Raw genomic sequence first — 21,529 nt, forward strand, 5'->3', positions numbered from 1 at the left:
CCACCTCTGGGCGGCGGCGTGACCGCCGGGCGCGTGGCGCGCCTCCAGGCCGGGTCCCGTGGTCCCCACGGCCACCTGGCGATCCGGACTGGAGGCCCGGGTCGGCTCCGGCGGGCAGCCGCCGGTAGGCTGTCATCCCGTGGCTCTCACCATCGGAATCGTCGGTCTCCCGAACGTCGGCAAGTCGACCCTGTTCAACGCCCTGACCAAGAACCAGGTCCTCGCCGCGAACTACCCGTTCGCGACGATCGAACCGAACGTCGGCGTGGTGAACCTGCCCGACCCGCGCCTCGACCAGCTCGCCGAACTCTTCGGTTCAGAGAAGACCGTCCCCGCGCCCGTGTCGTTCGTCGACATCGCCGGCATCGTCAAGGGTGCGAGCGAGGGCGAGGGCCTCGGCAACAAGTTCCTCGCGAACATCCGTGAGGCCGACGCCATCGCGCAGGTCGTCCGTGGCTTCGCCGACGACGACGTCGTGCACGTGGCGAACAAGGTCTCGCCGAAGGACGACCTCGAGGTGATCAACACCGAGCTCATCCTCGCCGACCTCGAGACCATCGAGAAGGCGCTGCCGCGGTACGAGAAGACCGTGAAGCTGAAGCAGGCCGAGCCGATCGTGCTCGAGACCGCTCGCGAGGCGAAGGCAGCGCTCGAGCAGGGCACGCTGCTGTCCGCGACCTCGATCGACCTGGCGCCGATCGCCGAACTCGGGCTGCTCTCCGCGAAGCCCTTCATCTTCGTGTTCAACGTCGACGAGTCGATCCTCACCGACGAGTCCCGCAAGGCCGAACTGTCCGCGCTCGTCGCTCCCGCGCAGGCCGTGTTCCTCGACGCGAAGATCGAGTCGGAGCTCATCGACCTCGACCCGGAGGACGCCGCGGAGCTCCTCGAGTCGACCGGCCAGACCGAGTCGGGTCTCGACCAGCTCGCGCGCATCGGGTTCGACACCCTCGGGCTGCAGACCTACCTGACGGCCGGGCCGAAGGAGTCGCGGGCGTGGACGATCGGCAAGGGGTGGAAGGCGCCCCAGGCTGCCGGGGTCATCCACACCGACTTCGAGAAGGGCTTCATCAAGGCCGAGGTCATCTCGTTCGAGGACCTCATGGCGGCCGGCTCGATCGCCGAGGCCCGTGCGCACGGCAAGGCACGGATCGAGGGCAAGGACTACGTCATGCAGGACGGCGACGTGGTGGAGTTTCGATTCGCTAACTAGATCGTTGATCTGGTGCGGATCTGAGGCCGTTTCCTGACACAGATTCGGGCTGTCAAATCGCGCCCTGTGTCACGCCTGTGTCATCGATTCGCGCTTCTCGATCGTCCGTTCGACGCCTGCCCGTCGCTAGCCTGCGATCTAAGCCCGTCTCCTGACGAGGCCATGTGATTGTGCGGCTCGACGCTGTTCGCGTCCGAGGCGGGCAGCTCTGCGCAGTGGGACACGGCCATGAGCGTTCCTCGTCGTCGCGCTTCTCCGTCGATAGGCTGAACCTTCATTCACCATCGAAGAACGGAGCGGCTGTGGCTGCCACTTTCAAGGTCACCTGGATCGAAGACGGTTCAAGCTCACTGATGACAGCGGACGAGCTGCACAAGGAACACGGCGGGGAGTCGAAGCCGGACGAGTTCATCAGCACGCTGCTCGCCACACCGGTGATGCAGGCCGCGCTCCTGATGAGGCTCGAGAAGTTGGACCCGGTCGCGGTTTACGAGCTAGCCAACCGGAAGCTGAACGCGAAGCAGAAGGAAGTTGACGCCGCACGGAAGGTCGTTGACAGCGCGGTCCTGGAGATCTTGAAGGAGATCACCGAGGACGAAGTGGCTCTGGGTGAGCACAAGAAGCTCAGCGACGCGGCGACGGCCAGCGAGTACACGCTTGTGGACTACTGGCTTCGCAAGAGCAAGACCAATCTCGCCATGTTGCTGAAGAATCACAAGAACGAGCTTCCCGAGCATGTCTACGAGGAGCTGGAAGCCGTTGACGCTGAACGCAAGGAACGAGCGGCCAAGCGCGGGAACTAGTAACACCGCGGCCAGACGCAAGCAACGCCCTCGGGATCGGGTTCCCGAGGGCGTTGCGGTTTAATGAAGCGGGGGAGCGGTTAGCTCTCCTTCTTCAGGGCGTCGATGCGGTCGGCGAGCTCGTTGAGCACCTTGATCGCGCTGTCGCGCTTCGCCGCCGCCTCCTCCTTGCTCTTGGCGTAGAACGGACGCGACCGGTTGGCGTCGTCCACGAGGCCGCCGACCTCGTGCTTCAGCCGGTTGATCGTCCGGGTCAGCTCCTTGCGGTCGAACTCATCGGCCTTGGAAGCGGGGGCCTGGGTCGGAGTGGTGTTCGCCATGGTCGTGCCTTTCGAGCGGAGCGGAAGTGGTGTTGGCATCGATCATGAATGGCTTCCTAGGTCTGTCAACTCCTTCGGCGCGTCCACCACTCGGATACCGCTTTTCCTGCCGGTGCTCGATGGGCTGAAACTGCCTTCTGAGCGCGCAGGCTACAGCCCCGATGGGATCGACCCTCTGGGCTGTGTTTCTCCGTTCTACGGGCAACCTTGTGCGAGAGGGTGTGCTTTCGAATGACGACGCACGAGGGCGCCATTCCTGCCCAAGGTTGACCGGCTGACGAACACGAAGAAGGGCGACGACCCGACCGAAGCCGAGCCGCCGCCCTGAGGTTGTGCGTCACCACCTTTCGAGCATCACACCTCCTCGATGACGAACTCGCCGTCGTCTTCCTCGCTGTCCTCGAATCTCTCCCCGAACACCTTCAGCGATTCCAGGAACTCGTTGCGCTCCACCGTCGACAGGGCAGCCAGCTTCTCGTTGATGTCGTCGTCGGTATCGGCCTCGGCTGTGAGCATCTGCTCAAGCTCGCCGGACTCCAGGGTCGCCATCTTCCGCTGGTCCGGGTGCTGGCGAACCAGCGAGGAGATGTACTCGTCGTCGGAGAAGGCGAAGCGAACGAGCTTTGGATCGCCGGTCTCGCCCTTGACATAGCCGATGCCGGAGGTTTTGTAGTCGTTGTCCTCGGTGCTCTCCTCGATCTTCCTCGGGTCGAAGCCCCGCTCGATGGATCCTTCTCCGAGCATCATGTCGTTCATGCCAGGAGTTGCTGCGTTCCGAAGCACCACTGTCACCACGAAGTTGTCGCGCATTGGACCAAGGAACTCCTGCTTGACATTCTGAGTCGCAGTGACCACGAAGACCCCGACGGCACGGCCGAGCGCCATGATCTTTGCGAGCGTCGCCATCGCTGCCTTGCCTTCTGGCCCCATCTGGAAAAGCTCCAAGAGCAGGGATAGCAGCTCATCGATGACGAAGATCATCATGGGCGTCCTCTTGGTTGCCGGGAGCCGTCGCTGTAGGTCGGCCTTCTTTCCATCGCCGCCGAAGCTCAACCACGCCCGCTTCATCCGGTTCCGCTCGACCAACTTCTCATAGAGCATATTGATGATGGCAATGGAGTCGTCGGCAGTGAACGCGATGTCCTTGAACAGCGTCGAGTAGTCCCAGGACAGCAGCTCCGTCTCCTTCAGGTCGCTGCCGAAGAGTAGAGCCTCGCCACGCTCCACGAAGGGAACTGCCTGAATGATGGTCGACTGAAGCGGGCTGCTTTTGCCGGAGCCTGTCATGCCCCAGATCAGCACATGAGTCATGGGCATGCTCCAGATGCAACCCGACTCGTCCATCGCCATCGGGAACGAGCTCCACTCCTTGGCCGGGTTCTCCTTGAAGAACGCCTCGCCCTTGATGATCTGCGCCGTGAGGATGTTCTCTGGCTTCTCCATGTGGACAATGAACGCCTCGGAGTTGTTGGTGCGCCCTCGCTCGTAGGTTTCGATGCTCTCGCCTTCGACCGCCGAGAGGATGTTCTCGGCAAGGTCGATGACCTTCGACCGCTTCTGCCGGTTCAGATCGAGCACCACCTGGTAGTGCTGGGAGCGGTCGCCCGCGACAGGATAGGAGTCGGGAAGTGGGCGGACCTGCATGTGCTTCGACGCCTTCGCGACCTGTGCCCGCACTCGGAAGTGCTTCCCGCGAATCGCCGAACGGTTCTGAGCGACCGACACGCGAGCCGCGTCCATCAGTGCGCTGAGCCATGCCGCACGGAAGTAGACGCGTCCCTTCTCTCGCTCATCCAGGAACAGGTTGAACGGGGCGTAGAACTCACGAAGCACGAAGCTGGATAGCAGACCAATGCGTGCCTTGAACAGTGCCCGGTGCTGGATTGAGAACCAGGTCCACGGCTTGAGGATTCGCCTCGTGCCGCCGTGATGCTTGTAGCGGTTGTATCTCCAACGGGCCGCGCCGACGACGACGAGCCGCACCGTGAAGTAGACGGCAGCCAACACCGCGATCACCACGAAGCCGACAAGGATGAAGTTGTCCTGGAACCATGTGAGGACGGGATCGAGGTTGTCGAGCATCAGAAGCCTCCTAGCGTGATGCGGTTGTCGAAGCGGACTGGATCGCCGGTCCTATTGAGGATGGGAAGTACGCTGAGCTTGCCGGACTCGAAGAGGCCGTAGCCCAACTTCTTGTCGATCTTGCGGAGCAGCGTTTCGACCTGGGTACCGACAGTGAAGTAGACGGCACGGCAGTAGATGAAGCCGTGTTCGAGTTCCATCTTCAGCGTGGCAAGAATGCTGCTGTACTCATCCCAGCTCTTCTTAGACAGCTCGACCTCGACGAGGAGGTTGCGAGCTTTCGTGCCTGTTCTACCGCCGTCGAGGATCACCGCGAGGTCGCCCTGATGCACTGGCTTGGTGATAGCACCGGTTCGCTTGGGCTGGCCCATCGTGAGCAGTGCTGGGTGTGCCTCGACAATGTCTGACCAGTCGAGCCGCTTGTTTCCGGCCTCGCTGAGTGCGGCTTCGAGTTCGGTCTTGCGCCACCGTCCGTAGTCGGCGTTCTGCCCCTGCTTGCCTGCCTGCTTCAGCGCGAGGTTGATCGGCTCGTACGCTCCACGCATCTCGTTCTCGCTGATGAGCTGTTCCAGCGCCACCGGCTCGATGCCGAGTGAGTCGCGGAAGAACCCCTGAGGCGAAGCGAACTGAGCGGCTACATGGGCGATGTAGCGGTAGTGAGCAGCGCGAGTCTTGGCCTTCTTGTGGAGCGTGGCAGCGTGTTCCGCGTTGTAGCCGAAGGACCAAAGTGCGTCGATCCCGAGCTGCGTAGCGCTGTACTGCACGGTCTGGGATGTGGCGTCTCGTAGGCGCTCAATGGCACCGAGGCTTTCCATCTTGCGCAGCCTCTTTTCTGTTCCCTTGACCGTTGGAAGGATGAGCTGACCGGCTGCGGCTTGGTCCTTTCGCGCCGCGATTATGCTGAGCGCTTCGGAGGTAGCACCGGGGAACTTGGAGAGGAAGCGAACCATCTGCGCGTTGCCCTCGGTGATCCGAGTGCCGCTCGGCCTCTTGACCGGGCTGATCTTGACCGTCTCTGTCGATGGGTCCAGCTGATGAAGCTTCTGATTGAGAGCTGGTTCCGGATGGGTGAGCGGTTGCTCCGTTGGAAGCTCAGGTGTTGAAGGTGTGTCCTCGAACTCCTCATCCTCCAGGAAGTTCATCACTCCGCTGTCTGTGATTGTCTGTCCCATCTGTACTACCTCCGTCTTGTGGGCTGACTGGTGCCGGAGTTGGTACCGGCGCGCGGAGCCATATCGAAACGGGTAGGGGCAGGCGTGGGAGAGCGAGTTGGTGCCTAGCGTGGTGCAGCGATCGGGGTTTCTCGCTGCACCGACACAATCGCGAGTAGCTGGCGGCTCTAGGCTGCCTTCGACGCGATGAATGTTTACCCTCTTTCCTAGAGGAGTAAACCCTCTGCTTCTCACCACTATTGGATTAGTCCCGCGACAGCGTCAGGTCGTGGCTTCGAGCAGGAGTCCAACAAAGTGTCAGCAGCCATCGGCAAGCCTCAGTCTCCTCAACTGTTGGTAGCTCCTCCTCTCCACCACCACCCAGTTCCGCCGCCGCCTCCCCAGTTCCGCTGGCCGCCGCTCAGCCTCAGCCGCTCAGCCCGCACCGTGGCGCGACACCACAGCTCAGTCACTAGGCCGGCAAGGTGATGTGACACCACAGCTCAGCCATCCTCAGGCGGTGATGCGACACCACGGCTCAGCCGTTGGCGCGCGTGATGGTGTGACACCGCGGCTCGGAGGCTCAGGCCCCTCGACCTCGAATCGGTTTGCGGCGATATGGCTCGCTGATGTGATTCGTCCCACATCAACTCCCTGGCTCGGGCCGCGATTCAATCCAGATCGCGGCCCGGTCCTCCGTTTTGGGAGGATTCCTCCTACTGCGATGCGGCTGATATGTCTTGCGTCTACAAATAAAGGGAGTTGGACGAGATGACAAGCATCAACAGCAAGAAGGCCGGCATCGTCGGAATCGTAGGAGTCGCTTTGGCTCTACTGGTCGCGCCGCTTAGCACTGCATCGGCTGATGGCGGCTCGATGGCAACCGCCTGCATAGGAGCTGAGACCGACGGCGGCAAGTTTGCAAGCCAGGTCGGCGGCTGCCGAGCAGGCACGGATGAGCCGTCGGCTGAGCCTACGCCCGAACCGATCACCTACAAGGAGTGCTTCAAGAGCCGGACCTTCGGGGACCAGCGGCAAGAGTGGGTCGAGGTCGGTCAGAACACTTCGATCTTTGACGACTACTGGAAGCCGACCTACGCTTACACGCCCTCACTTGAGTTTCGCGTGATGGATGCGAGCTGTTCGACAGCCATCAAGGACGCAGAGGTGGGGGTGGTCGATGACGCAACCGGCGCCAAGCTAACGGTGGCCAAGCCTATGGCTTCAACCTACAAGGCTACGGGCATCGAGCGCGGGCATCACTACACGGTCACGGTCAAGGGTAAGGGCCGGATCATCTCGCCTCCCGACAGTCTCAGGATCCGAATCGATGACACCGGCTACTGGGGGAAGGTCAGCCGTGCCTTCACCGGGTCGAGCGCGATCGTCGTCGAGTGAGTTGATATAACCCACCAAGGCGGTTGACTGCTACTTACCCGCCTAGGCGCAAAAGCCCCGGAGATGGACCCCCGTTTCCGGGGCTTGTCTTTTGTCTGCGATATGCCTCGCAGTGTTGCTGTAGCAGGCGACCATCTCAAGGGGGTATCTCATGCCGTGATTCGATCTGTCCAGCGGGCTTTACTAGCGTCTGTAGTAGCTCTGTCTTGGTGAACTCTTCGAGATGACCACGCGCCCCGCTGATGTAGAAAGACCCGGAGCTGGGTGGCCCCCGTCTTACTGCTCGCGTCAGTGTGAGGAGCAGAGGGAAGTGCGGGGCAGTAAGCCACTCGCCGAAGCATCTGGCGCTCTGAGAGCATGGGGCTGATACCCCGCCGAGTCTAAGCTTTCTCACCCCTCTCAGTTCATCAAATCAGACAGAGGTTAGTCGCCCTGCTACGCGGGATCTGGAACCTAGGGGCGACGGTTCGGACTCACACATCTCAGACGCTACGAGCTGTCAATCAAGGGGAGACCCATGTCATCTACCCACCAAGGGGAACCTGCAGCTCCGCCTCCGCCCTTCTTCTGCTGAGCTGTTGTGTCGCACACCTGCTCATCCCTGGGCGGGCACGACGACTCCTGAGGTGAACCACTGAACGAGAGTGGCTGCAAGGATCACAGCCGCCCTTGCCTCTTCGAGGGTGGCGTCTTCGTAGTCCGGTCGTCCGTGGCGGCTCTCGTGGCCACGCCAGAGCGTGCGCAGCATCATGGCAAGGCTCTTCGCGCTTGGGGCCTTGTCGTTGTCGCGGAGGATCAGCCGCCACTTCGGGTTGCTCGACTCCAGCACCGAGATCACATTGCCCAGTGTGGGCTCGGGGTGACCGGTCGAGATCACCGAGAGCGCCGCGGTTTCAACAGCAACGACGGCATGGCTGTAGGCCGCAGAGGCGCGCGGTCGAGCGCCGTAGGCGTCCACCCATGCCTCCTGCAGCTTGCGGGATGCCGTATCTGTCGCGCTGAGCACGCCTCCGACTGCGGATCGCACGCCGGCTGGCACGCGAGCAGTAAGCCGCGCCTTCGAACGGTTCCATCGAATGACAGTCCAGGCTGACCCTCCATTGCTCAGAATGCGCTCGAGGGGGTGTATGTCGCCGCTCGGGTAGTAGCCGACACTCAGTCGATGATCGAGGAAGTTGGTGAAGGTTGCGTCGTCGAGGTGCCTGAGCCGCTGTAGCACGGTGCCCCACTCGATCAAGCCGCCCGATTTGAAACCGATGTCCACATGGGCGTCGTTTTGAAAGTCGATGAAGCGTTGGGCCTGTACCCACCGCTTCTCGGCTCCGAGAACTGTCTGGAGCCAGCCGAAGACCGCCTCGCGGAGATAGCCCGGGAACTCCTCGACTAACGCGTCTTCCTTGCCTGTTGGGATGACGGGCCGCCACGCTTCTTCGCTCATGCCTTGAGCTTAACTCAGGCGACCGACATGGCGGTGTGACACATCGGCAGCTTCGGGCTGTAGGTCGGGCAGGAGCGGGCTTCTGGGTCGGTGTTCACCAGTGTTCATTGAGGAACAGCCCGGTTAGCCACTGTTCTGATATTCGTTTGGCGGTTCTTGAACCGTGTTCAGAAGAACCAAGCCAAGGAGACACCGGAATGAACGACATCACGCCCGAAATGCCCCCCGCTCGCATCTTCAGCTGCGGCTGATGGCCACCATGACTCTGCCCGATGCTGTGCTCATCGCTCAAGACATGATCTGGGAGCGCGCCGGTCGAGGTGTGCCAGCTCACCGCTTGCACTTTGAACTGACCACCGAACCCGATCAATACCGGCTGAGCTGGATTAGTCCCGACGACGGCTTCCGCTACCGCGCACTCGTTCCCCGCATCACCCTCACCCCTCAGCAGTTCGACGCCTGGCAGACATGGCTCGACTCGAACCAAGGAGACAACCCATGACCATCAAGCTGGGCTATGCCCGGGTCTCGACCAACAAGCAGAGCACCGACAACCAGATGGACGCTCTTCTCGCTGCTGGCTGCGCTCCCGAGAACATCTACGAGGACCAGTCAGTCTCGGGTGAGACCAACGGTTCCAGCCCGAGGTACCTCGCGCTCTTCGAGCGAGTGCGGGAGCTGCGGGAGCAGGGGGAGGATGTCGCGGTCGTCGTGACGAAGATCGATCGGCTTTCCCGGGACACGATCACCATGATCGGCAGCGTTCTCGATCTGGGGAGGATGGGTGCGAGCTTCGAGCCACTGGACGGCTTCCTGGCCTACCGTCCCAACGATCCGGGCTCCGAGTTCATGCTGACGATCTACGCCGGAGTCGTTCAGCTGGACCGTGCGCAGATCATCGCTCGGATGAAGGAAGGTCGCGACTACAAGGTCGGCAAGGGATTGCGCCTCGGTCAGAAGCCGAAGCTCACCCTCGCTGCTGTCAATGCGATCCGCAGCTCCTACGAGACGACCAAGCCCAAGCCCAGTCCGCAGACACTGGCCGCTCAGTGGGATGTATCCCGGCCGACGATCATCCGCGTGCTCGGTCTGCCCGGAGCGAAGGCACCGTATGTCTCGCTCGATGAGTGGCAAGCAGCCAAGGAGGCAGCAAATGTCTAAGTTCAACGACCAAATGAAGCAGCACGCAAAGAACGCGGCCCGCTCGGCCTGGAGGCGTCTCCCGTGGCACTACAAGCCTGTAGTGCTCATCGCGGCTCTCGTGATGGTGATGTATGTGATTCAGGGGGTGTTGAGCTTGTTCGTCCGATAGCAGATGTGGAGGGCCGGGGTTTCGAGAAGGTCGCCCCGGCCCTTCGCTATGCCCTTAGCGACCGTAGCCTGCGATCTGAGACGCTTTCCGTCGTCCGTCGCACATGCTCACCGTCTCAACGCTCAGGGGCAGAGGCGGGCAGCTACCGTCTCAGTATTCGAACGGCTGATCGCTGATCCCCTCGGGGTCGATCACATGGCCGTAGCGAGCGAGCGTGAACGCGCTGTCCTTGTGCCCCATCTCCATCGCGATGACCGGGTAGGGCACGCCAGCTCGTATCCGGGTCGAAACAGCCCAGTGCCGTAGTCCGTGATGGGTCCAGCCGGTTCGTCCCTGGCGGTTGGTTCGATGCTTCGGTGACTCCTTGAACTCCTGCTCCACGAAGTCATAGAGCGGGTTGGTCATCTTGGCGAAGTTGGTCTGGCTCTGGTAGTTCCCGGTGCCCTCCACGATCCGGGTGCTGCTTGTCCAGGTCGGGTCCGTCTGAACTGCTCCGTTGACCGCACCGGCTCGTGCTCTATTGCGCGTCGGGAAGAGCAGTAGGTCGCGGAACTCTTCAATCCGGCGCGGCGTCGAGAGTCGGCGAATCGCGTGGTGGTTCCACAGCTCCTCCCAGAGCCGATCCCAGAGCAGGTAGGCCAGCGGTGTGAAGCCGTGTCGCCACAGCTCGATGGACTCGAGGTCGGTAGCTTGCCAGAGATTGAGGCTTGGGTCTTCTCCGAAGCGGGGGATGATCCGGTTGATCTGCTCCCGGGTTGTGCCCGGAGCGTGGTCGTGCCAGTTGGGAAGGAACGCGGGGAGCCGGACGGTCCTGCTCTTCCGGGCACCCTTGGTGCCGGTGACCCAGATCGCACCCCGGCTCGCCTGGCTTGCCTGCTCGCTCACTTCGAGCTTGCCCCAGTAGTTCGAGCGAGTCCGATCCCAGTTCGTGCCGAAGAAGTGCAGCACCTGGTCCGGGGTGAAGAAGTGGCGTACTCGGAGCGCCAGTATCTCTCCGATGCGCAACCCACCACCTGCGCCCAGGGCGGTTGCCAATCCGATCTGTCGGTAGCGGCCTGCAAGCTCCTCCGTCTCCGCAGTGCGCCGTGCTTCCCGGTGGTTGTAGTGCTTCGGCATCCCGCGCCGGTGGGTGTTGGTTGTATCGAGCGGTAGCCCGTCGAGGAAGCGTGGATCGTTCGGATCGGGTGTGCCCATCCCGGTCGCGAGCCTCGCCGTCCCGGTTCGTTGCCTGCCTTCGGCGGCGGTGGTGTGACGCACCTTCTTACCGGTCAGGCCCTCCACCGTTGTTCGCTCGGGATCGTCAAGCGGCCCGACCTGCAGCGTGTGATAGGCCGTGGTCACGAGCGCGGCAACCATTCGCGAGCTTGGGATGTCTCCCTTCTCTACGCGGGGATTGCGCTTGCTGCCGGAACTACCCGAGAGCGTGATGCCCCGTGCGAGCAGGTCGGCTCGCTCCTTCGTGATCCATCCGCTGCTGTGGGCGAAGATGCCTCGAACGACGGAGCGCATCTTCTCCTGTTGGCCGCGCGAGTGTGCGGACACATCGAGCTTGGCCATGTCCCGGGGTGAGATGTGGGTGATGAAGCGGTCGCCGTAGAGGTCGGTGAGCTTCTTGCCGAAGTAGTGGTACGCGTCGACGGTCCGGCTCGACCAGTGCGGTCGATTCGTTGCGATCCACAGATCGGTTGCTTCGCGCAGCGTCGGCGGGTTGTCACCGATCGCCCATCCCTCTACATACTCACCGCTGAGCTGCCGGGCCTTGACTTCGGCCTCTTCTCGGCTGCTTCCGCCGCTTGTGGTCTTGCGCGCGTTGGTGGCACGATCGATGTACGCGATCCGCCAGCTTCTGTACCTCTCGGTCGGTTCGTAGATCGTCGCTCGCGTGCCCCGGACCGATATTCCCTTCGCCACAGCGTCGCCCCCGATCGTTGTGTGTCATCACCGCTGTGTCACGACGCTACATGACGGGCCGCGATCCGCGAAAACACGCCGATCTGGGCATGAATGATTCGACATGCACCGAGTTCCGCTTCAACAACTGAGTCGCGCGGTCGTCACTCGGCGACCTCGTGCATGTTCTGCGCCTGCCAACCCTCGGGCACGGTGCTCCGGTACGCGGCCAACGCGGCGTCGTAGTTCGCGCCGGTGGCCTCGTGCGGCCGGGTTTCGGTCGAGCGGGCGACCGCCTTGACGGTGGACTCGCCCGTCGCCTTGCTCGTCACGGTGTTGACCTGGAGCAGCTGGAACCCGTCGAGGTCGAGCGCCGCGATCGCTGCTTCGCGTGCCTCGCCGATGGTGTCGCCGCTGCCCTCGGCCTCGCGGATCTCGGTGGAACGCAGGGTGCCTCGCAGTGTCGTCACCCCTCCAGTATGGAGCGCCCGGCCCCCCGTTCTGGACGATGGTCGTCGTTGCCGGGCTCGGCCATGATGGGCGCATGACGAACGCACAGGCGGGTTGGTACGACGACGGTTCCGGGACCATGCGGTGGTGGGACGGCTCCGCGTGGACGGAGCAGGTGCAGCCCCCGGCGGCGCCCGCTCCGGGGATCGGGGGCGTGATCGGACGCATCCAGGCCGAGGCGTCCGCGGGTGGGCAGGCACGCCCGGCTCCGACCGGCATGAGCTACGTCGTGCTGCAGGTCGTCCTCAAGGAGAAGTTCTTCGGCACGGGGTCGGGCAACCTCACCGAACTCGAGCGGTCGATCAACGCGCAGGCAGCGCTCGGGTACCGTCTGCACACGATCACCACGTCGTCGTCGGGGAGCACCGGCTTCGGCGGGGGAGACCGCATCCAGGCGACGATGGTGTTCGAGAAGCTGGTCTGACGGACGTCCCGGCGCGGCACGAGGATGGCGGTCGCTGGCGCAGCAGCGCTAGGTTGACGCTGATCACCGAGCAGCCAGGAGCCGCCATGTCGTACGTCGTCGACTTCGTCAACGTGTCCACCGTCGGGTTGGAGTCGTCGCCCGTGGCGGACGCGCTCGCCGGCCTCCGGGCGAACGAGGCCAGGTACTTCCGGAACAAGTACGACCTCGAGTTCACGACCGAGCGCGCGGCCGATGTGCCGGACCTCGTCGAGTACGTCGCCCGGGTGCTGCGGGAGCGGGACATCGAGATCGCGTCGACTCCGCTCGAGGCGACGGAGTTCGAGGTCGAGGGTGTGCGGTGGACCTACGTCTTCTACGAGTCTGGTCTGTCGATCAACGTCCTCTACACGCTCGAGCCGGGCGGCAAGCGCGCAGTCGGGTTCAAGCTGTCGGACGGCATGGAGGTGCCGGAGGAACTCGCGGAGAAGTTCAAGTTCGTGCGCCAGCGGTCGAAGCTCGCGGGCACGATCCGCGGCTCGTACTTCGTCGTCAAGGGCGAGTACTGACTTCTACGCACGTGACATTCGAACTTCTTGGCTGTGCGGTCCAATCCGATGCAGGATCGTCGGACGCTGCGACTGAGAGGCGAGGATGGGACATGAACACACGGGTTGTACATGCGCTGACGCACGGCGCATTCGTGGGTCTGACAGGGGACACCACGCGCCTCCGGAGGATGCAGGAAGCCCTTCGCCAGCAGCGGTCGAGTCGAACGCCAGCTTCGCCGCTGACGGCGTCTTCGGCTTCGAGCTCGCGGAACACTTCAGCGGGCCGGTAGCCTCGCCGCAGGTCCTCGCTGGCTACGAGCGGTTGGTGCCGGGTGCGGCTCGCGAGTTGATCGCCTGTCATGTGCGATCGGAGACAGTTGCTTCAGACGCGCTCAAGCGCACGAGTCGCGCGGAGTCGGCGGCAGTCGTCGTCGGGGTGGTCGGTGCGCAAGTGCTCACCGTGGGAGCGCTCGTCGCGGGTTGCGTCCTGATCATGAACGGCCACGGCGCCACAGCACTCGTCGCGCTTGCTCCGGGCGTCCTCGGTGCAGCAGCGCAACTCTTGAGCGCTGTTCGCCGCAGGTCGTCCGGTCAGGGGTGACGCGTCGAGCGCGCCGACCTGCCTAGCGCCCGCTCCACCGCACCCACGCCTGCACCTGCGCACGAGCACCCTCGAGCGACGAGTGTGCACCGCGGATCGAACGGTCCGGTGAGGAGACGACGTACTGCCGTGCCCGGGTGACCTCGCACAGCTGGTCAGCGCCGAACGACACCTTCCAGTGGTCTTCGGCGTCCCTGACCCACTCCAGACGGTTCGGCATGTCGGCTCCCTGCTCCGCCGCGTCGGTGCCGCGGTCGTGAAACGGACAGTAGACCCGCACCCCGTGAGGTCGGGGTACGTCCTGGCCTCGAAGCGCGGACCTCCGCGGGCGGTGGTCCCGGGGTCCGTACCGTGAGGCGCAGGGAGGGGAACGGTGAAGTACATCAGCTACGAGAACGTCGACATCATGACCGGGGACCTCATCGCCGACGCGGTGCTCGACTACGCGGCCGTCCTCGGCGCGAACGCCCGGACGGACACGATCGCGGTCCCGTCCGTCGGGCTGGACGGCTCGCTGGTCGCGACGTCGATGCTCATCGGACCGGCCTCGGAGTTCGTCGTGACCCCCGCTCCGGACGACGAGCTCGAGCCGGAAGACCCGAACTTCATCCGCCGCCTGCGAGACGCCGCAGGCCGGGCCGGCGATGCGCGCCCCCTCGACGCGGACGGTCGCCCTCGGTTCGTCGGCGCGGACGCGCCTTCCGGTCGCTGAGGCCTCGCGACGAAGCGCGCCGCCGGCGGACCGGCGACGCGCTTCGAGGAGTGGGAGATCGAGCGACGCGCAAGGACCCGGATCGGGTCTGCGCCAACGCCCGGATCAGGCGGCGAGCAGCAACTCGCCGGCCGTCACCTCCTGCGCCTGCAGGAGCGTCCGGCTGGCTTCGCCACGCCAGGACCGTCCGGGGATGGTCCAGCCGGCCTCACCGCGCACCTCGATGCGGGCACCGGCGGTCACGAAGACGCCGAGGTCGTCGGCGTCGATCCGGACGAGGTACTCCCGGCCGGTCCAGACGTCGCGGACGGGGAACTCGGCGATGTTGTCAGGGGTGGTGGTGGGCGCCGCGAGGGCGGTCCCGATGATGCTGAGTCGGTCGTTGCCGACAGTGGTGTTCGTGTTCATGGTGCTGGTCTTTCTCAGTCGTTCGGCGCCGTCGCGGTGTCCGCTGGACGCCCTCGGACATCGTGGTCCGGGTCGTCCGCGGTTGCCCGCTGGCGCGCACGTCGTGTGTCGACGTGCGACTCGTCCGTGTGGACGAGGGTGGTCTCGGGGGAATGCGATCCCGGTTGGATCGGTGTCGAGACGGTCGGTGTGCGCGAGTCAGATGGGTTCGCTGCAGTGCACCAACCAGACACTATACGTGTCGCCCTGCGGGAAGTCCAGGGTCAGGCCAGGAACGCGTCCCAGCGCGCCCCGCCGACGGCGACGTTGCCCGAGCCGTCGAGGCGTGCGGCCGCGGACGACGGCTTGCGCTCCGCCTGTTCGTGGACGAGCCCGTCGAAGGCGTCGGAGAAGTCGAGGCGGGGGAGTGCCGCGGTCACTCCACGGAGCACGTTGTCGGGCACGAGCTCGAAGCCCACGCCCGAGACGTCGAGCGAGGTCGCGATCTCGAGCAGGTGCCCCTCGACGTCGATGTCCGGGTCGACCGCGGTCCACATGTGCCGTTCGATGACCTCGCCGACGCGTCGGGCCCGCGAGGCGTCCCATCCCGCGCCGAGCGCGAAGACCGAGCCGACCGCTCCTCCGGCGTCCTCGAACGGGACCGCATGGGCGTCGAAGGACGGAGTCACCCCGAGGTCGTGCAGCATCGCCGCGACGAAGAGCAGCTCGCGGTCCGGCGAGAGACCGTCGGAGTCGGCGATGACGGAAGCCCACGCCCAGGACCGGAGGCAGTGGTTGACGAGCGCAGGCGTCGACCAGGCGCGGACGACCTCGAGTGCGCGCGCCGCGACGGCGGTCGGCGGGGTCAGCAGGGCGTCGACGTCGGTGGTCACGGCACGACGGTAGCGCAGGCCGCGACCCGGCCACACGACGGACGGGAGGCACGGTGCGGGCCCGCACCGTGCCTCCCGTCCGGAACGCGGTTCAGTTCAGGGCCGGCGTGTCCTCCGGCACGACGCCGCCGCCGTACAGGGCGGTCGCCAGGTCGCGCAGCGCGCGCAGCGCGACGCGCTGCGTCAACGGACCGTAGGAGATGCGGGCGACGCCGAGTGCCTCGTACTCCGCCGCGGGCAGCGCCCCGGGCAGACCGATCACCGAGAGCTTGCCGCGGCCGAGCCCGGCCACGAGCCGCTCGACGACGTCGCGCTGGATCGCTCCGGGGACGAAGACGAGCGGGGCGCCGACGTCGAGGAACGCCTTGCCGCGGGCGATGGCGTCCTCGATGCTCTCGTCGAGCGGGCGGTCGCCACCGCGGGCGATGGCGTCCGTGCGGGCGTTCAACTGGAAGTCGATGCCCTCGGCCTCCACGGCCTTGGTGATCGCGGCGACGCGGGCGACGGCCTCGTCGAACGGACGGAGACGGTCCTCGACGTTCGCGCCGACGATGCCGGCGCCGATCGCGCGGCGGATCGTGTCGGCCGGGTCCTCGTAGCCGTCGTCGAGGTCGGCGGTGACGGGCAGGTCGGTGGCGGCGGCGACGGTCGCGGCGCCGGCGAGGGCGAGGTCCAGCGGCATGCCGCCGTCGTCGTAGCCGTGGCTCGCGGCGATCGAGTGCCCGGCGGTCGCGATCGCCCTCGTCTCCGGCAGGTCGCTCACCACCTTCGCGCTGATCGCGTCCCACACGTTCACGACGCGGAGGATCTCGGGGGCTTCGTGCAGCTGCTTGAGGGTGGACGCCTTCTCGGCGGTGCTCGTGCTCATGTCGCCGACATTAGGCGGCGACCGCTGCGGAGGCCCAGGGCGCGCGCCCACGCGACGCAGGATGACGTCCGGAGTCGCGCCGCGCCTCCAGGCCGGTGCATCCTGGGACGCATGGCGCACGACGAGCAGGACCCGGTCGGGGACCTCCGCGGGGTCCGCACGAGCATCAAGTGGACGCGGTACGCACCCGACGTGCTGCCGCTGTTCGTCGCCGAGATGGACCACGAGGTCGCGCCGGAGATCCGGCAGGCGCTCATCGAACGGGTGCAGCAGTCCGACCTCGGGTACCTCGACGGCCCCGGGCCGCTCGCGCCGGCGTTCGCCGGGTTCGCGAAGGACCGCTGGGGTTGGGACGTCGACCCGGGGCGGGTGTACCTCGCGACCGACGTGAGCGTCGGGATCGTCGAGTCGCTGCGGCTCGCGCTGCCGGACGGCGGCCGGGTCGCGATCACGCCGCCCGTCTACCCGCCGTTCTTCGAGCTGGTGGAGGAGGCACGGTGTCAGGTCGAGGAGGTGCCGCTCCTCGAGCAGTGGGGCGACTACCGGCTCGACCTCGCCGGCCTCGAGCGGGCCTTCGCGGACGGCGTCGGGGTCTTCCTGCTCTGCAACCCGCACAACCCGGTGGGCCTCGTGCACGACCGCGCCGACCTGGTGGCGCTCGCCGAACTGGCCGCGCGGTACGACGTGCTCGTGATCAGCGACGAGATCCACGCCCCGCTCACGCACCCGGGCGTGCAGTTCACCCCGTTCGCGATGATCGCCGAGCCGCTCGGCGCCCGCAGCGTGTGCGTGACGAGCGCGAGCAAGGGGTGGAACCTCGCTGGTGTCAAGTGCTCGGTCATCGTCGCCGGGGACGGACGGACCGCGGCGCTCCTCGACACCCTGTGGGAAGAGGTCGCCTGCCGGACGAGCATCCTCGGGCTGCACGCGAACACGGCGGCGTTCACGCTCGCGACCGGGTGGCTCGACGACGTCGTCGCGAGGATCGTGGCGAACGAACGGCTGCTCGGCTCGCTGCTCGCCGAGCACCTGCCCGGCGTCGTCTACACACGCCCGCGCGCCGGCTACCTGGCGTGGCTCGACTTCCGGGGCATCGGGCTCGGGGACGACCCGGCGGTGCCGCTGCGGGAGCACGCGTACGTCGCCCTGAACTCGGGCCTCGGGTTCGGGACGCAGGGGCGGGGGTTCGCGCGGCTCAACCTGGCGTGTTCGCCGGAGACCCTGCGCGAGGCGGTGTTCCGGATCGCGGCGGCGTACCCGTCGAGCACGCAGGAGGGGCTCGTCTGGCACGTGGCCTGAGGGGCGCCGTGGCGGCGGCCGCCGAGCGTCAGGCCTCGCCGGGGTCGTCGTCGATGTACTGGTTCCGGCCGACGACGCGGATCTTCAGGTCGTCGTCGCGGTCCATCGCGAGGAACTCGCGCGCCACGAACCCGACCGACGGCCACCGGGTGACCTCGGTGACGAGCAGCCCGTCGATGAACACCTGCCACGCGCCGCGCTCACGGACGGCCTGGACCTCGTACGTCGCCATGCCGCGAGCGTACCGAACGACGTGCGCGCAGGACGGCCCGCTCAGCCGATGCGCTTCGCGTAGAAGCGGAGGGTGGGGACCTCGCCCGACGGCGTGCACCAGTCCGCCGGTCCGCGGCCCGTCAGACACCACCCGCGCCGTTCGTACAGCCGCCAGGCGCCGGGGGCGTCCTCGGTCACGTCGAGCCGGAGGTGCGAGCCCGGCACCGACTGCTCCGCGGCGTCGAGCAGCGCGTCGGCGATGCCCCGACCGCGGTGGTCCGGGTCCACGAAGAGCCGTGTGACCTCGGGCATGCGGCCCGGTGCGGGGACGGCGATGCCGACGTGCCCGACGACCCGGTCGTCGACGACGGCGACCCAGGCAGCGCGGAGACCCGTCGGCGCCAGCCACCCGGCAGGATCATCCGGCCAGACGGCGGGGTACCCGAAGACGTGGGCGCGCCAGAGGACCTCGACCAGGGCGTCCTGGTCGGCCTCGGCCCGTTCGTGGATGCGCATCTCCGCCGACGCTATCGGCCGGTGGTGAGGCGTCGTCAGGTGGACGGCGTGTTCGTCCCCCGAGGGGGACCGTGGCGTCAGGCGAGGTCGAGTCGCATGTGGACGTCGGCGCGCGCGTACGGACTCGGGGCCACCTCGTGCGGTTCGAGGTGCCGGAAGCCGAACGCCTCGTACAGGTGGACGGCGCTCGACAGCTGCGCGTTGCTCTCGAGGACGACCCGACGCGCGCCGAGCTCGCGCGCCCGCTCCAGTGCGGCCGCGATGAGGCGGCGGCCGGTGCCGTGCCCCTGGTGGTCGGGGGAGACGGCCATCTTCACGAGCTCGTACTCGCCCGGTGCGGTGGGGGCGAGGCCGACGCAACCGATGACGACGGTCTCGTCACCCTGGGTCAGCCGCGCGACCAGCACCGCGCCGCCGCGCTCGACCACGTGGCCGACCGGGTCGCCGAGGTACCGGCGGTCCTCGTCCTCGAGGGCGAAGAACCGCGTGATCCACGCCTCGTTGAGCATGCGGAACGCCTCGGCGTCGGCCGGCGTGGCGAGGTCGGCGATGGTGACCGTGGCGGTGGGGGTGGTGTCGGGCATGCATCCATGATCATCACTGCGTCCGGTCGCGTCCAATACTCGTTCGCGTTGATCGATACGCTGCGTGCATGGATGTGGACCTCCGGCAGCTCCGGGCCTTCCTCGCCGTCGCCGACGAACTGCACTTCGGACGCGCGGCAGTGGCCCTGCACATGGCGCAGCCAGCGCTGTCGCAGCAGATCCGGCGGACGGAACGGGAGCTCGGCGTCGACCTGTTCGTCCGGACCTCGCGGAGCGTCGCGCTCACCCCTGCCGGCCGTGTGCTGCAGGGCCGTGCCCGGTCGCTGCTCGAGCAGGCCGCGCGAGACCTCGACGAGACGGTGCGGATCGGGCGCGGCGAGGCCGGACGCCTCGACGTCGGGTTCGTCGTGTCGGCGCTGCCCCTCGGTCCGATCGAGCGGGTCCAGGCGTTCCGGGAGCGGTTCCCGCTCGTCCGGGTCGAACTGACCGAGGGCTACACGTCCCACCTCGTGGCTCGGATCCTCCGGGGCGAACTCGACCTCGCGGTGGTCCGTGATCCCGACCCCGAGCCGGGCGTGCGGCTCGTTCCGTTCCGGAGCGAACGGTTCGTCGCCGCCGTCCCGACGACACACCGGTTCGCGGGCCGGTCGAGCGTCGAGGGTCCCGACCTCGTCGACGACCCGTTCGTGTTCTTCCCCGCTGAGGCCGGTGCGCTCGCGACGGAGCGGAACCTCGCACCGGTGACCGCCGGCGGGCGGCGACCCAGGGTGGTACAGGAGGCCACGACGTGGGCGACGGTGCTCCACCTGGTCGGCGCCGGACTCGGTGTGACCGTCGTGCCGGAGAGTGCAGCGCTCGCCGCACCGGCGACCGTGGCGCTCTTGCCGCTCCGGGGCAGCGAGCACCGCAGCGAACTCTCGTGGGCGACGCGGGTGGACGACGGCCGGGAGATCCTGCGGAACTTCATCGCGGCGACGGAGGACGCGGCGACGGACGGGTCGGCCACGGTGTAGGTGCGGGGCGGCGACCGCTCGTCAGGCGAGCGGCAGCACCGGCGCCCGGTGGTGTCCGAGCTCGTCGTCGTGCCAGGGTCGGGCCCCGGCGAGCTCGAGGCCGAGCTGCACGAGCACGAACCGCACGTGCGGTTCGACGTCGGGATCCCAGGATCCCTCGACACCCAGGCCGATCGTGCCGAGCTCGTCGTCGGCCTCGTCGGTGACGGTCAGGCGCCAGCGGCCGCCCCCGTCGTCGGACACGACGGCCCATCGCGCTTCGGTGAATCGGGTCGGCATGCCGTCACCGTACCGGCGACCTCCGACCGTGCGGACGCCCGGGCACTCGCCCCCTCTCCGACACGAGCCCGGGTGGCGCGACGGTGGTCGGAGACGCGAGAATCCGAGGGTGGAGATCCCGCACGGACATCACGAGAAGAGTGCCCTGGCGAGCTTCCTCCGTGCGCGGCGCGCGGCGCTCTCGCCCGAGGACGTCGGGCTGCCCGGAGATCCCCGCCGCCGCGTGACCGGGCTCCGGCGCGAGGAGGTCGCCCGCCTGGCGGGCATCAGCGTCGAGTACTACCGCCGACTGGAGCAGGGCAGCGGGCACCAGATGTCCCTGCAGGTGTGCGCGTCGCTCGCCCGGGCGCTGCGCCTCGACCGTTCGGGTACGGCCTACCTGCAGCGGCTGGCGCTCCCCGGCGCGGAGGCCGTGTACGAGGTCCACCGCGGTGAGGCTCCACCGCCGGACCTCGTCGAGATGATCACGCTCTGGGACCACACCGCGGCGTACATCATCGACCGCAACCAGGACGTCCTCGTCCTCAACGACCTGATGCGTGCCGTCGCTCCCGGGTACATGGAGATCGGCAACAACCTCGGTCTCATGCAGTTCGAGGCGCCGCCCGAGGTCCGGGCGCTGCCGTCGTGGGCCGAGGGGGCGCGGACGACCGTCTCCCGCCTGCGGTACCACGGCAACCCCTCCGACCCGCGCTGGCAGGAGATCGTCGCGCTGCTCCTGGACGACGCGGACTTCGCCGACCTGTGGCGTCGGCACGAGGCGCACCCCATGACGTCCGGTCGCGCTCCGAACTTCTTCCCCGACCACGGCTGGGTCGACCTGCGGTGGCAGGTGCTCGAGGCGCACCCCGGGCTGTACACGCTCGTCTGCTACGGCGCGCCGGGGAGCCTCGGGGAACGGGCGCTCGCCGAGCTGCGAGCCGGTGGCGGAGCCAGGCGAAGCGCCGTCAGCGGCGAGGGCCGACGAGCCGACCGCAGCGCAGACCGCAGCGACGGCCTCGTCGGACCGCCGCGCGACGGCGCGACGACACCGACCGACGGCAGCCGGCTCGCGCGGTACCGAGCCGGGTACTCGCAGGGGCACGACAGCCCGGCACAGCGCCCCTAGCGTCGGTCGCGTCCGCACCGACGA

25 protein-coding genes are annotated in these 21,529 nt (G+C 66.6%); 11 read left to right on the top strand and 14 right to left on the bottom strand.

Features of this window, described 5'->3' with window-relative positions; genetic code table 11:
* The first annotated feature begins 139 nt into the window (after positions 1 to 139).
* The gene (ychF, locus tag ACSW7Y_RS02300) at positions 140 to 1,213 is read left to right on the top strand and encodes a redox-regulated ATPase YchF (RefSeq protein ID WP_438124735.1); all 1,074 of its coding nucleotides are present in this window, start codon (positions 140 to 142) and stop codon (positions 1,211 to 1,213) included.
* Between the two features lie 302 nt (positions 1,214 to 1,515).
* Positions 1,516 to 2,016 (top strand): hypothetical protein, encoded by a 501-nt coding sequence (locus tag ACSW7Y_RS02305; RefSeq protein ID WP_438124736.1) that lies wholly within the window; start codon positions 1,516 to 1,518, stop codon positions 2,014 to 2,016.
* Positions 2,017 to 2,096: 80 nt separating this feature from the next.
* Here the strand turns inward: ACSW7Y_RS02305 and ACSW7Y_RS02310 are convergent, their stop codons facing one another.
* The 3 genes from ACSW7Y_RS02310 to ACSW7Y_RS02320 all read right to left on the bottom strand — a co-directional run bounded on the left by ACSW7Y_RS02310 (position 2,097) and on the right by ACSW7Y_RS02320 (position 5,590).
* Positions 2,097 to 2,336, bottom strand: coding sequence for a hypothetical protein (locus ACSW7Y_RS02310; protein WP_438124737.1), 240 nt, complete (start codon positions 2,334 to 2,336; stop codon positions 2,097 to 2,099).
* Positions 2,337 to 2,690: 354 nt separating this feature from the next.
* Positions 2,691 to 4,418: an FtsK/SpoIIIE domain-containing protein gene (locus ACSW7Y_RS02315; protein WP_438124738.1), complete on the bottom strand. Its 1,728-nt coding sequence runs from the start codon at positions 4,416 to 4,418 to the stop codon at positions 2,691 to 2,693.
* Complete coding sequence (locus tag ACSW7Y_RS02320) at positions 4,418 to 5,590, bottom strand: hypothetical protein (protein ID WP_438124739.1); 1,173 nt, start codon at positions 5,588 to 5,590, stop codon at positions 4,418 to 4,420. The genes ACSW7Y_RS02315 and ACSW7Y_RS02320 overlap by 1 nt, the downstream gene beginning before the upstream one ends.
* Before the next feature lie 750 nt (positions 5,591 to 6,340).
* Between ACSW7Y_RS02320 and ACSW7Y_RS02325 the strand changes: the two genes are divergently transcribed.
* The gene (locus tag ACSW7Y_RS02325; RefSeq protein WP_438124740.1) at positions 6,341 to 6,967 is read left to right on the top strand and encodes a hypothetical protein; all 627 of its coding nucleotides are present in this window, start codon (positions 6,341 to 6,343) and stop codon (positions 6,965 to 6,967) included.
* 595 nt (positions 6,968 to 7,562) lie between these two features.
* Here ACSW7Y_RS02325 and ACSW7Y_RS02330 read toward each other — a convergent pair.
* A complete protein-coding gene (locus ACSW7Y_RS02330; protein WP_438124741.1) occupies positions 7,563 to 8,405 on the bottom strand; it encodes a hypothetical protein in 843 nt (280 codons plus the stop codon).
* Between the two features lie 250 nt (positions 8,406 to 8,655).
* Between ACSW7Y_RS02330 and ACSW7Y_RS02335 the strand changes: the two genes are divergently transcribed.
* Together ACSW7Y_RS02335 and ACSW7Y_RS02340 are read left to right on the top strand one after the other, a co-directional pair.
* Complete coding sequence (locus tag ACSW7Y_RS02335; protein ID WP_438124742.1) at positions 8,656 to 8,907, top strand: hypothetical protein; 252 nt, start codon at positions 8,656 to 8,658, stop codon at positions 8,905 to 8,907.
* Positions 8,904 to 9,566 (top strand): recombinase family protein, encoded by a 663-nt coding sequence (locus ACSW7Y_RS02340; RefSeq protein ID WP_438124743.1) that lies wholly within the window; start codon positions 8,904 to 8,906, stop codon positions 9,564 to 9,566. Before ACSW7Y_RS02335 ends, ACSW7Y_RS02340 begins: the two co-directional genes overlap by 4 nt.
* 301 nt (positions 9,567 to 9,867) lie before the next feature.
* Here ACSW7Y_RS02340 and ACSW7Y_RS02345 read toward each other — a convergent pair whose 3' ends face one another.
* Together ACSW7Y_RS02345 and ACSW7Y_RS02350 are read right to left on the bottom strand one after the other, a co-directional pair.
* The gene (locus tag ACSW7Y_RS02345) at positions 9,868 to 11,628 is read right to left on the bottom strand and encodes a hypothetical protein (protein WP_438124744.1); all 1,761 of its coding nucleotides are present in this window, start codon (positions 11,626 to 11,628) and stop codon (positions 9,868 to 9,870) included.
* 143 nt (positions 11,629 to 11,771) lie between these two features.
* A complete protein-coding gene (locus ACSW7Y_RS02350) occupies positions 11,772 to 12,077 on the bottom strand; it encodes a hypothetical protein (protein WP_438124745.1) in 306 nt (101 codons plus the stop codon).
* A 74-nt stretch (positions 12,078 to 12,151) separates the two neighbouring features.
* Here ACSW7Y_RS02350 and ACSW7Y_RS02355 point away from each other — a divergent pair, with 74 nt between their 5' ends.
* Entirely contained in the window at positions 12,152 to 12,541 is a 390-nt protein-coding gene (locus ACSW7Y_RS02355) for a DUF2510 domain-containing protein (protein WP_083513445.1), read from the top strand.
* An 86-nt stretch (positions 12,542 to 12,627) separates the two neighbouring features.
* Positions 12,628 to 13,089, top strand: a complete 462-nt coding sequence (locus tag ACSW7Y_RS02360; protein WP_438124766.1) for a phage tail protein — start codon at positions 12,628 to 12,630, stop codon at positions 13,087 to 13,089.
* Positions 13,090 to 13,694: 605 nt separating this feature from the next.
* Here ACSW7Y_RS02360 and ACSW7Y_RS02365 read toward each other — a convergent pair.
* The gene (locus ACSW7Y_RS02365) at positions 13,695 to 13,892 is read right to left on the bottom strand and encodes a hypothetical protein (protein ID WP_022904913.1); all 198 of its coding nucleotides are present in this window, start codon (positions 13,890 to 13,892) and stop codon (positions 13,695 to 13,697) included.
* Positions 13,893 to 14,045: 153 nt separating this feature from the next.
* Here ACSW7Y_RS02365 and ACSW7Y_RS02370 point away from each other — a divergent pair, with 153 nt between their 5' ends.
* Complete coding sequence (locus ACSW7Y_RS02370) at positions 14,046 to 14,384, top strand: hypothetical protein (RefSeq protein ID WP_438124746.1); 339 nt, start codon at positions 14,046 to 14,048, stop codon at positions 14,382 to 14,384.
* A gap of 105 nt (positions 14,385 to 14,489) precedes the next feature.
* Here ACSW7Y_RS02370 and ACSW7Y_RS02375 read toward each other — a convergent pair whose 3' ends face one another.
* The 3 genes from ACSW7Y_RS02375 to ACSW7Y_RS02385 all read right to left on the bottom strand — a co-directional run bounded on the left by ACSW7Y_RS02375 (position 14,490) and on the right by ACSW7Y_RS02385 (position 16,532).
* On the bottom strand, positions 14,490 to 14,792 hold the full coding sequence (locus ACSW7Y_RS02375; protein ID WP_438124747.1) for a hypothetical protein: 303 nt from the start codon (positions 14,790 to 14,792) through the stop codon (positions 14,490 to 14,492).
* A 263-nt stretch (positions 14,793 to 15,055) separates the two neighbouring features.
* Positions 15,056 to 15,664: an HD domain-containing protein gene (locus ACSW7Y_RS02380; protein WP_438124748.1), complete on the bottom strand. Its 609-nt coding sequence runs from the start codon at positions 15,662 to 15,664 to the stop codon at positions 15,056 to 15,058.
* Positions 15,665 to 15,755: 91 nt separating this feature from the next.
* Complete coding sequence (locus tag ACSW7Y_RS02385; RefSeq protein WP_438124749.1) at positions 15,756 to 16,532, bottom strand: isocitrate lyase/PEP mutase family protein; 777 nt, start codon at positions 16,530 to 16,532, stop codon at positions 15,756 to 15,758.
* Between the two features lie 111 nt (positions 16,533 to 16,643).
* Here ACSW7Y_RS02385 and ACSW7Y_RS02390 point away from each other — a divergent pair, with 111 nt between their 5' ends.
* A complete protein-coding gene (locus ACSW7Y_RS02390) occupies positions 16,644 to 17,831 on the top strand; it encodes a MalY/PatB family protein (RefSeq protein ID WP_438124750.1) in 1,188 nt (395 codons plus the stop codon).
* Positions 17,832 to 17,859: 28 nt separating this feature from the next.
* Here ACSW7Y_RS02390 and ACSW7Y_RS02395 read toward each other — a convergent pair whose 3' ends face one another.
* The 3 genes from ACSW7Y_RS02395 to ACSW7Y_RS02405 all read right to left on the bottom strand — a co-directional run bounded on the left by ACSW7Y_RS02395 (position 17,860) and on the right by ACSW7Y_RS02405 (position 19,144).
* Complete coding sequence (locus ACSW7Y_RS02395; RefSeq protein ID WP_438124751.1) at positions 17,860 to 18,063, bottom strand: hypothetical protein; 204 nt, start codon at positions 18,061 to 18,063, stop codon at positions 17,860 to 17,862.
* A 41-nt stretch (positions 18,064 to 18,104) separates the two neighbouring features.
* Positions 18,105 to 18,560, bottom strand: a complete 456-nt coding sequence (locus tag ACSW7Y_RS02400) for a GNAT family N-acetyltransferase (RefSeq protein ID WP_438124752.1) — start codon at positions 18,558 to 18,560, stop codon at positions 18,105 to 18,107.
* A 77-nt stretch (positions 18,561 to 18,637) separates the two neighbouring features.
* Positions 18,638 to 19,144 carry a GNAT family N-acetyltransferase gene (locus ACSW7Y_RS02405; protein WP_438124753.1) on the bottom strand — a complete coding sequence of 169 codons (507 nt, stop codon included), beginning with the start codon at positions 19,142 to 19,144 and terminating at the stop codon, positions 18,638 to 18,640.
* A 68-nt stretch (positions 19,145 to 19,212) separates the two neighbouring features.
* Between ACSW7Y_RS02405 and ACSW7Y_RS02410 the strand changes: the two genes are divergently transcribed.
* Positions 19,213 to 20,118 (top strand): LysR substrate-binding domain-containing protein, encoded by a 906-nt coding sequence (locus tag ACSW7Y_RS02410; RefSeq protein WP_438124754.1) that lies wholly within the window; start codon positions 19,213 to 19,215, stop codon positions 20,116 to 20,118.
* A gap of 21 nt (positions 20,119 to 20,139) precedes the next feature.
* Here the strand turns inward: ACSW7Y_RS02410 and ACSW7Y_RS02415 are convergent, their stop codons facing one another.
* Entirely contained in the window at positions 20,140 to 20,397 is a 258-nt protein-coding gene (locus ACSW7Y_RS02415; RefSeq protein WP_438124755.1) for a hypothetical protein, read from the bottom strand.
* 109 nt (positions 20,398 to 20,506) lie between these two features.
* Between ACSW7Y_RS02415 and ACSW7Y_RS02420 the strand changes: the two genes are divergently transcribed.
* Complete coding sequence (locus ACSW7Y_RS02420; RefSeq protein ID WP_438124756.1) at positions 20,507 to 21,505, top strand: helix-turn-helix transcriptional regulator; 999 nt, start codon at positions 20,507 to 20,509, stop codon at positions 21,503 to 21,505.
* Positions 21,506 to 21,529: the final 24 nt, after the last annotated feature.

The sequence above is a fragment of the Curtobacterium flaccumfaciens genome, from assembly GCF_051548005.1.
In the GTDB taxonomy this organism is placed as follows: Bacteria; Actinomycetota; Actinomycetes; order Actinomycetales; family Microbacteriaceae; genus Curtobacterium.

Bases quoted from the DNA above. Each gene is read 5' to 3' on its own strand.
- ACSW7Y_RS02310 (WP_438124737.1), bottom strand. From the start codon at position 2,336: ATGGCGAACACCACTCCGACCCAGGCCCCCGCTTCCAAGGCCGATGAG.
- ACSW7Y_RS02315 (WP_438124738.1), bottom strand. From the start codon at position 4,418: ATGCTCGACAACCTCGATCCCGTCCTCACATGGTTCCAGGACAACTTC.
- ACSW7Y_RS02320 (WP_438124739.1), bottom strand. From the start codon at position 5,590: ATGGGACAGACAATCACAGACAGCGGAGTGATGAACTTCCTGGAGGAT.
- ACSW7Y_RS02325 (WP_438124740.1), top strand. From the start codon at position 6,341: ATGACAAGCATCAACAGCAAGAAGGCCGGCATCGTCGGAATCGTAGGA.
- ACSW7Y_RS02330 (WP_438124741.1), bottom strand. From the start codon at position 8,405: ATGAGCGAAGAAGCGTGGCGGCCCGTCATCCCAACAGGCAAGGAAGAC.
- ACSW7Y_RS02335 (WP_438124742.1), top strand. From the start codon at position 8,656: ATGGCCACCATGACTCTGCCCGATGCTGTGCTCATCGCTCAAGACATG.
- ACSW7Y_RS02340 (WP_438124743.1), top strand. From the start codon at position 8,904: ATGACCATCAAGCTGGGCTATGCCCGGGTCTCGACCAACAAGCAGAGC.
- ACSW7Y_RS02355 (WP_083513445.1), top strand. From the start codon at position 12,152: ATGACGAACGCACAGGCGGGTTGGTACGACGACGGTTCCGGGACCATG.
- ACSW7Y_RS02360 (WP_438124766.1), top strand. From the start codon at position 12,628: ATGTCGTACGTCGTCGACTTCGTCAACGTGTCCACCGTCGGGTTGGAG.
- ACSW7Y_RS02365 (WP_022904913.1), bottom strand. From the start codon at position 13,892: ATGCCGAACCGTCTGGAGTGGGTCAGGGACGCCGAAGACCACTGGAAG.
- ACSW7Y_RS02375 (WP_438124747.1), bottom strand. From the start codon at position 14,792: ATGAACACGAACACCACTGTCGGCAACGACCGACTCAGCATCATCGGG.
- ACSW7Y_RS02385 (WP_438124749.1), bottom strand. From the start codon at position 16,532: ATGAGCACGAGCACCGCCGAGAAGGCGTCCACCCTCAAGCAGCTGCAC.
- ACSW7Y_RS02390 (WP_438124750.1), top strand. From the start codon at position 16,644: ATGGCGCACGACGAGCAGGACCCGGTCGGGGACCTCCGCGGGGTCCGC.
- ACSW7Y_RS02395 (WP_438124751.1), bottom strand. From the start codon at position 18,063: ATGGCGACGTACGAGGTCCAGGCCGTCCGTGAGCGCGGCGCGTGGCAG.
- ACSW7Y_RS02400 (WP_438124752.1), bottom strand. From the start codon at position 18,560: ATGCGCATCCACGAACGGGCCGAGGCCGACCAGGACGCCCTGGTCGAG.
- ACSW7Y_RS02405 (WP_438124753.1), bottom strand. From the start codon at position 19,144: ATGCCCGACACCACCCCCACCGCCACGGTCACCATCGCCGACCTCGCC.
- ACSW7Y_RS02410 (WP_438124754.1), top strand. From the start codon at position 19,213: ATGGATGTGGACCTCCGGCAGCTCCGGGCCTTCCTCGCCGTCGCCGAC.
- ACSW7Y_RS02415 (WP_438124755.1), bottom strand. From the start codon at position 20,397: ATGCCGACCCGATTCACCGAAGCGCGATGGGCCGTCGTGTCCGACGAC.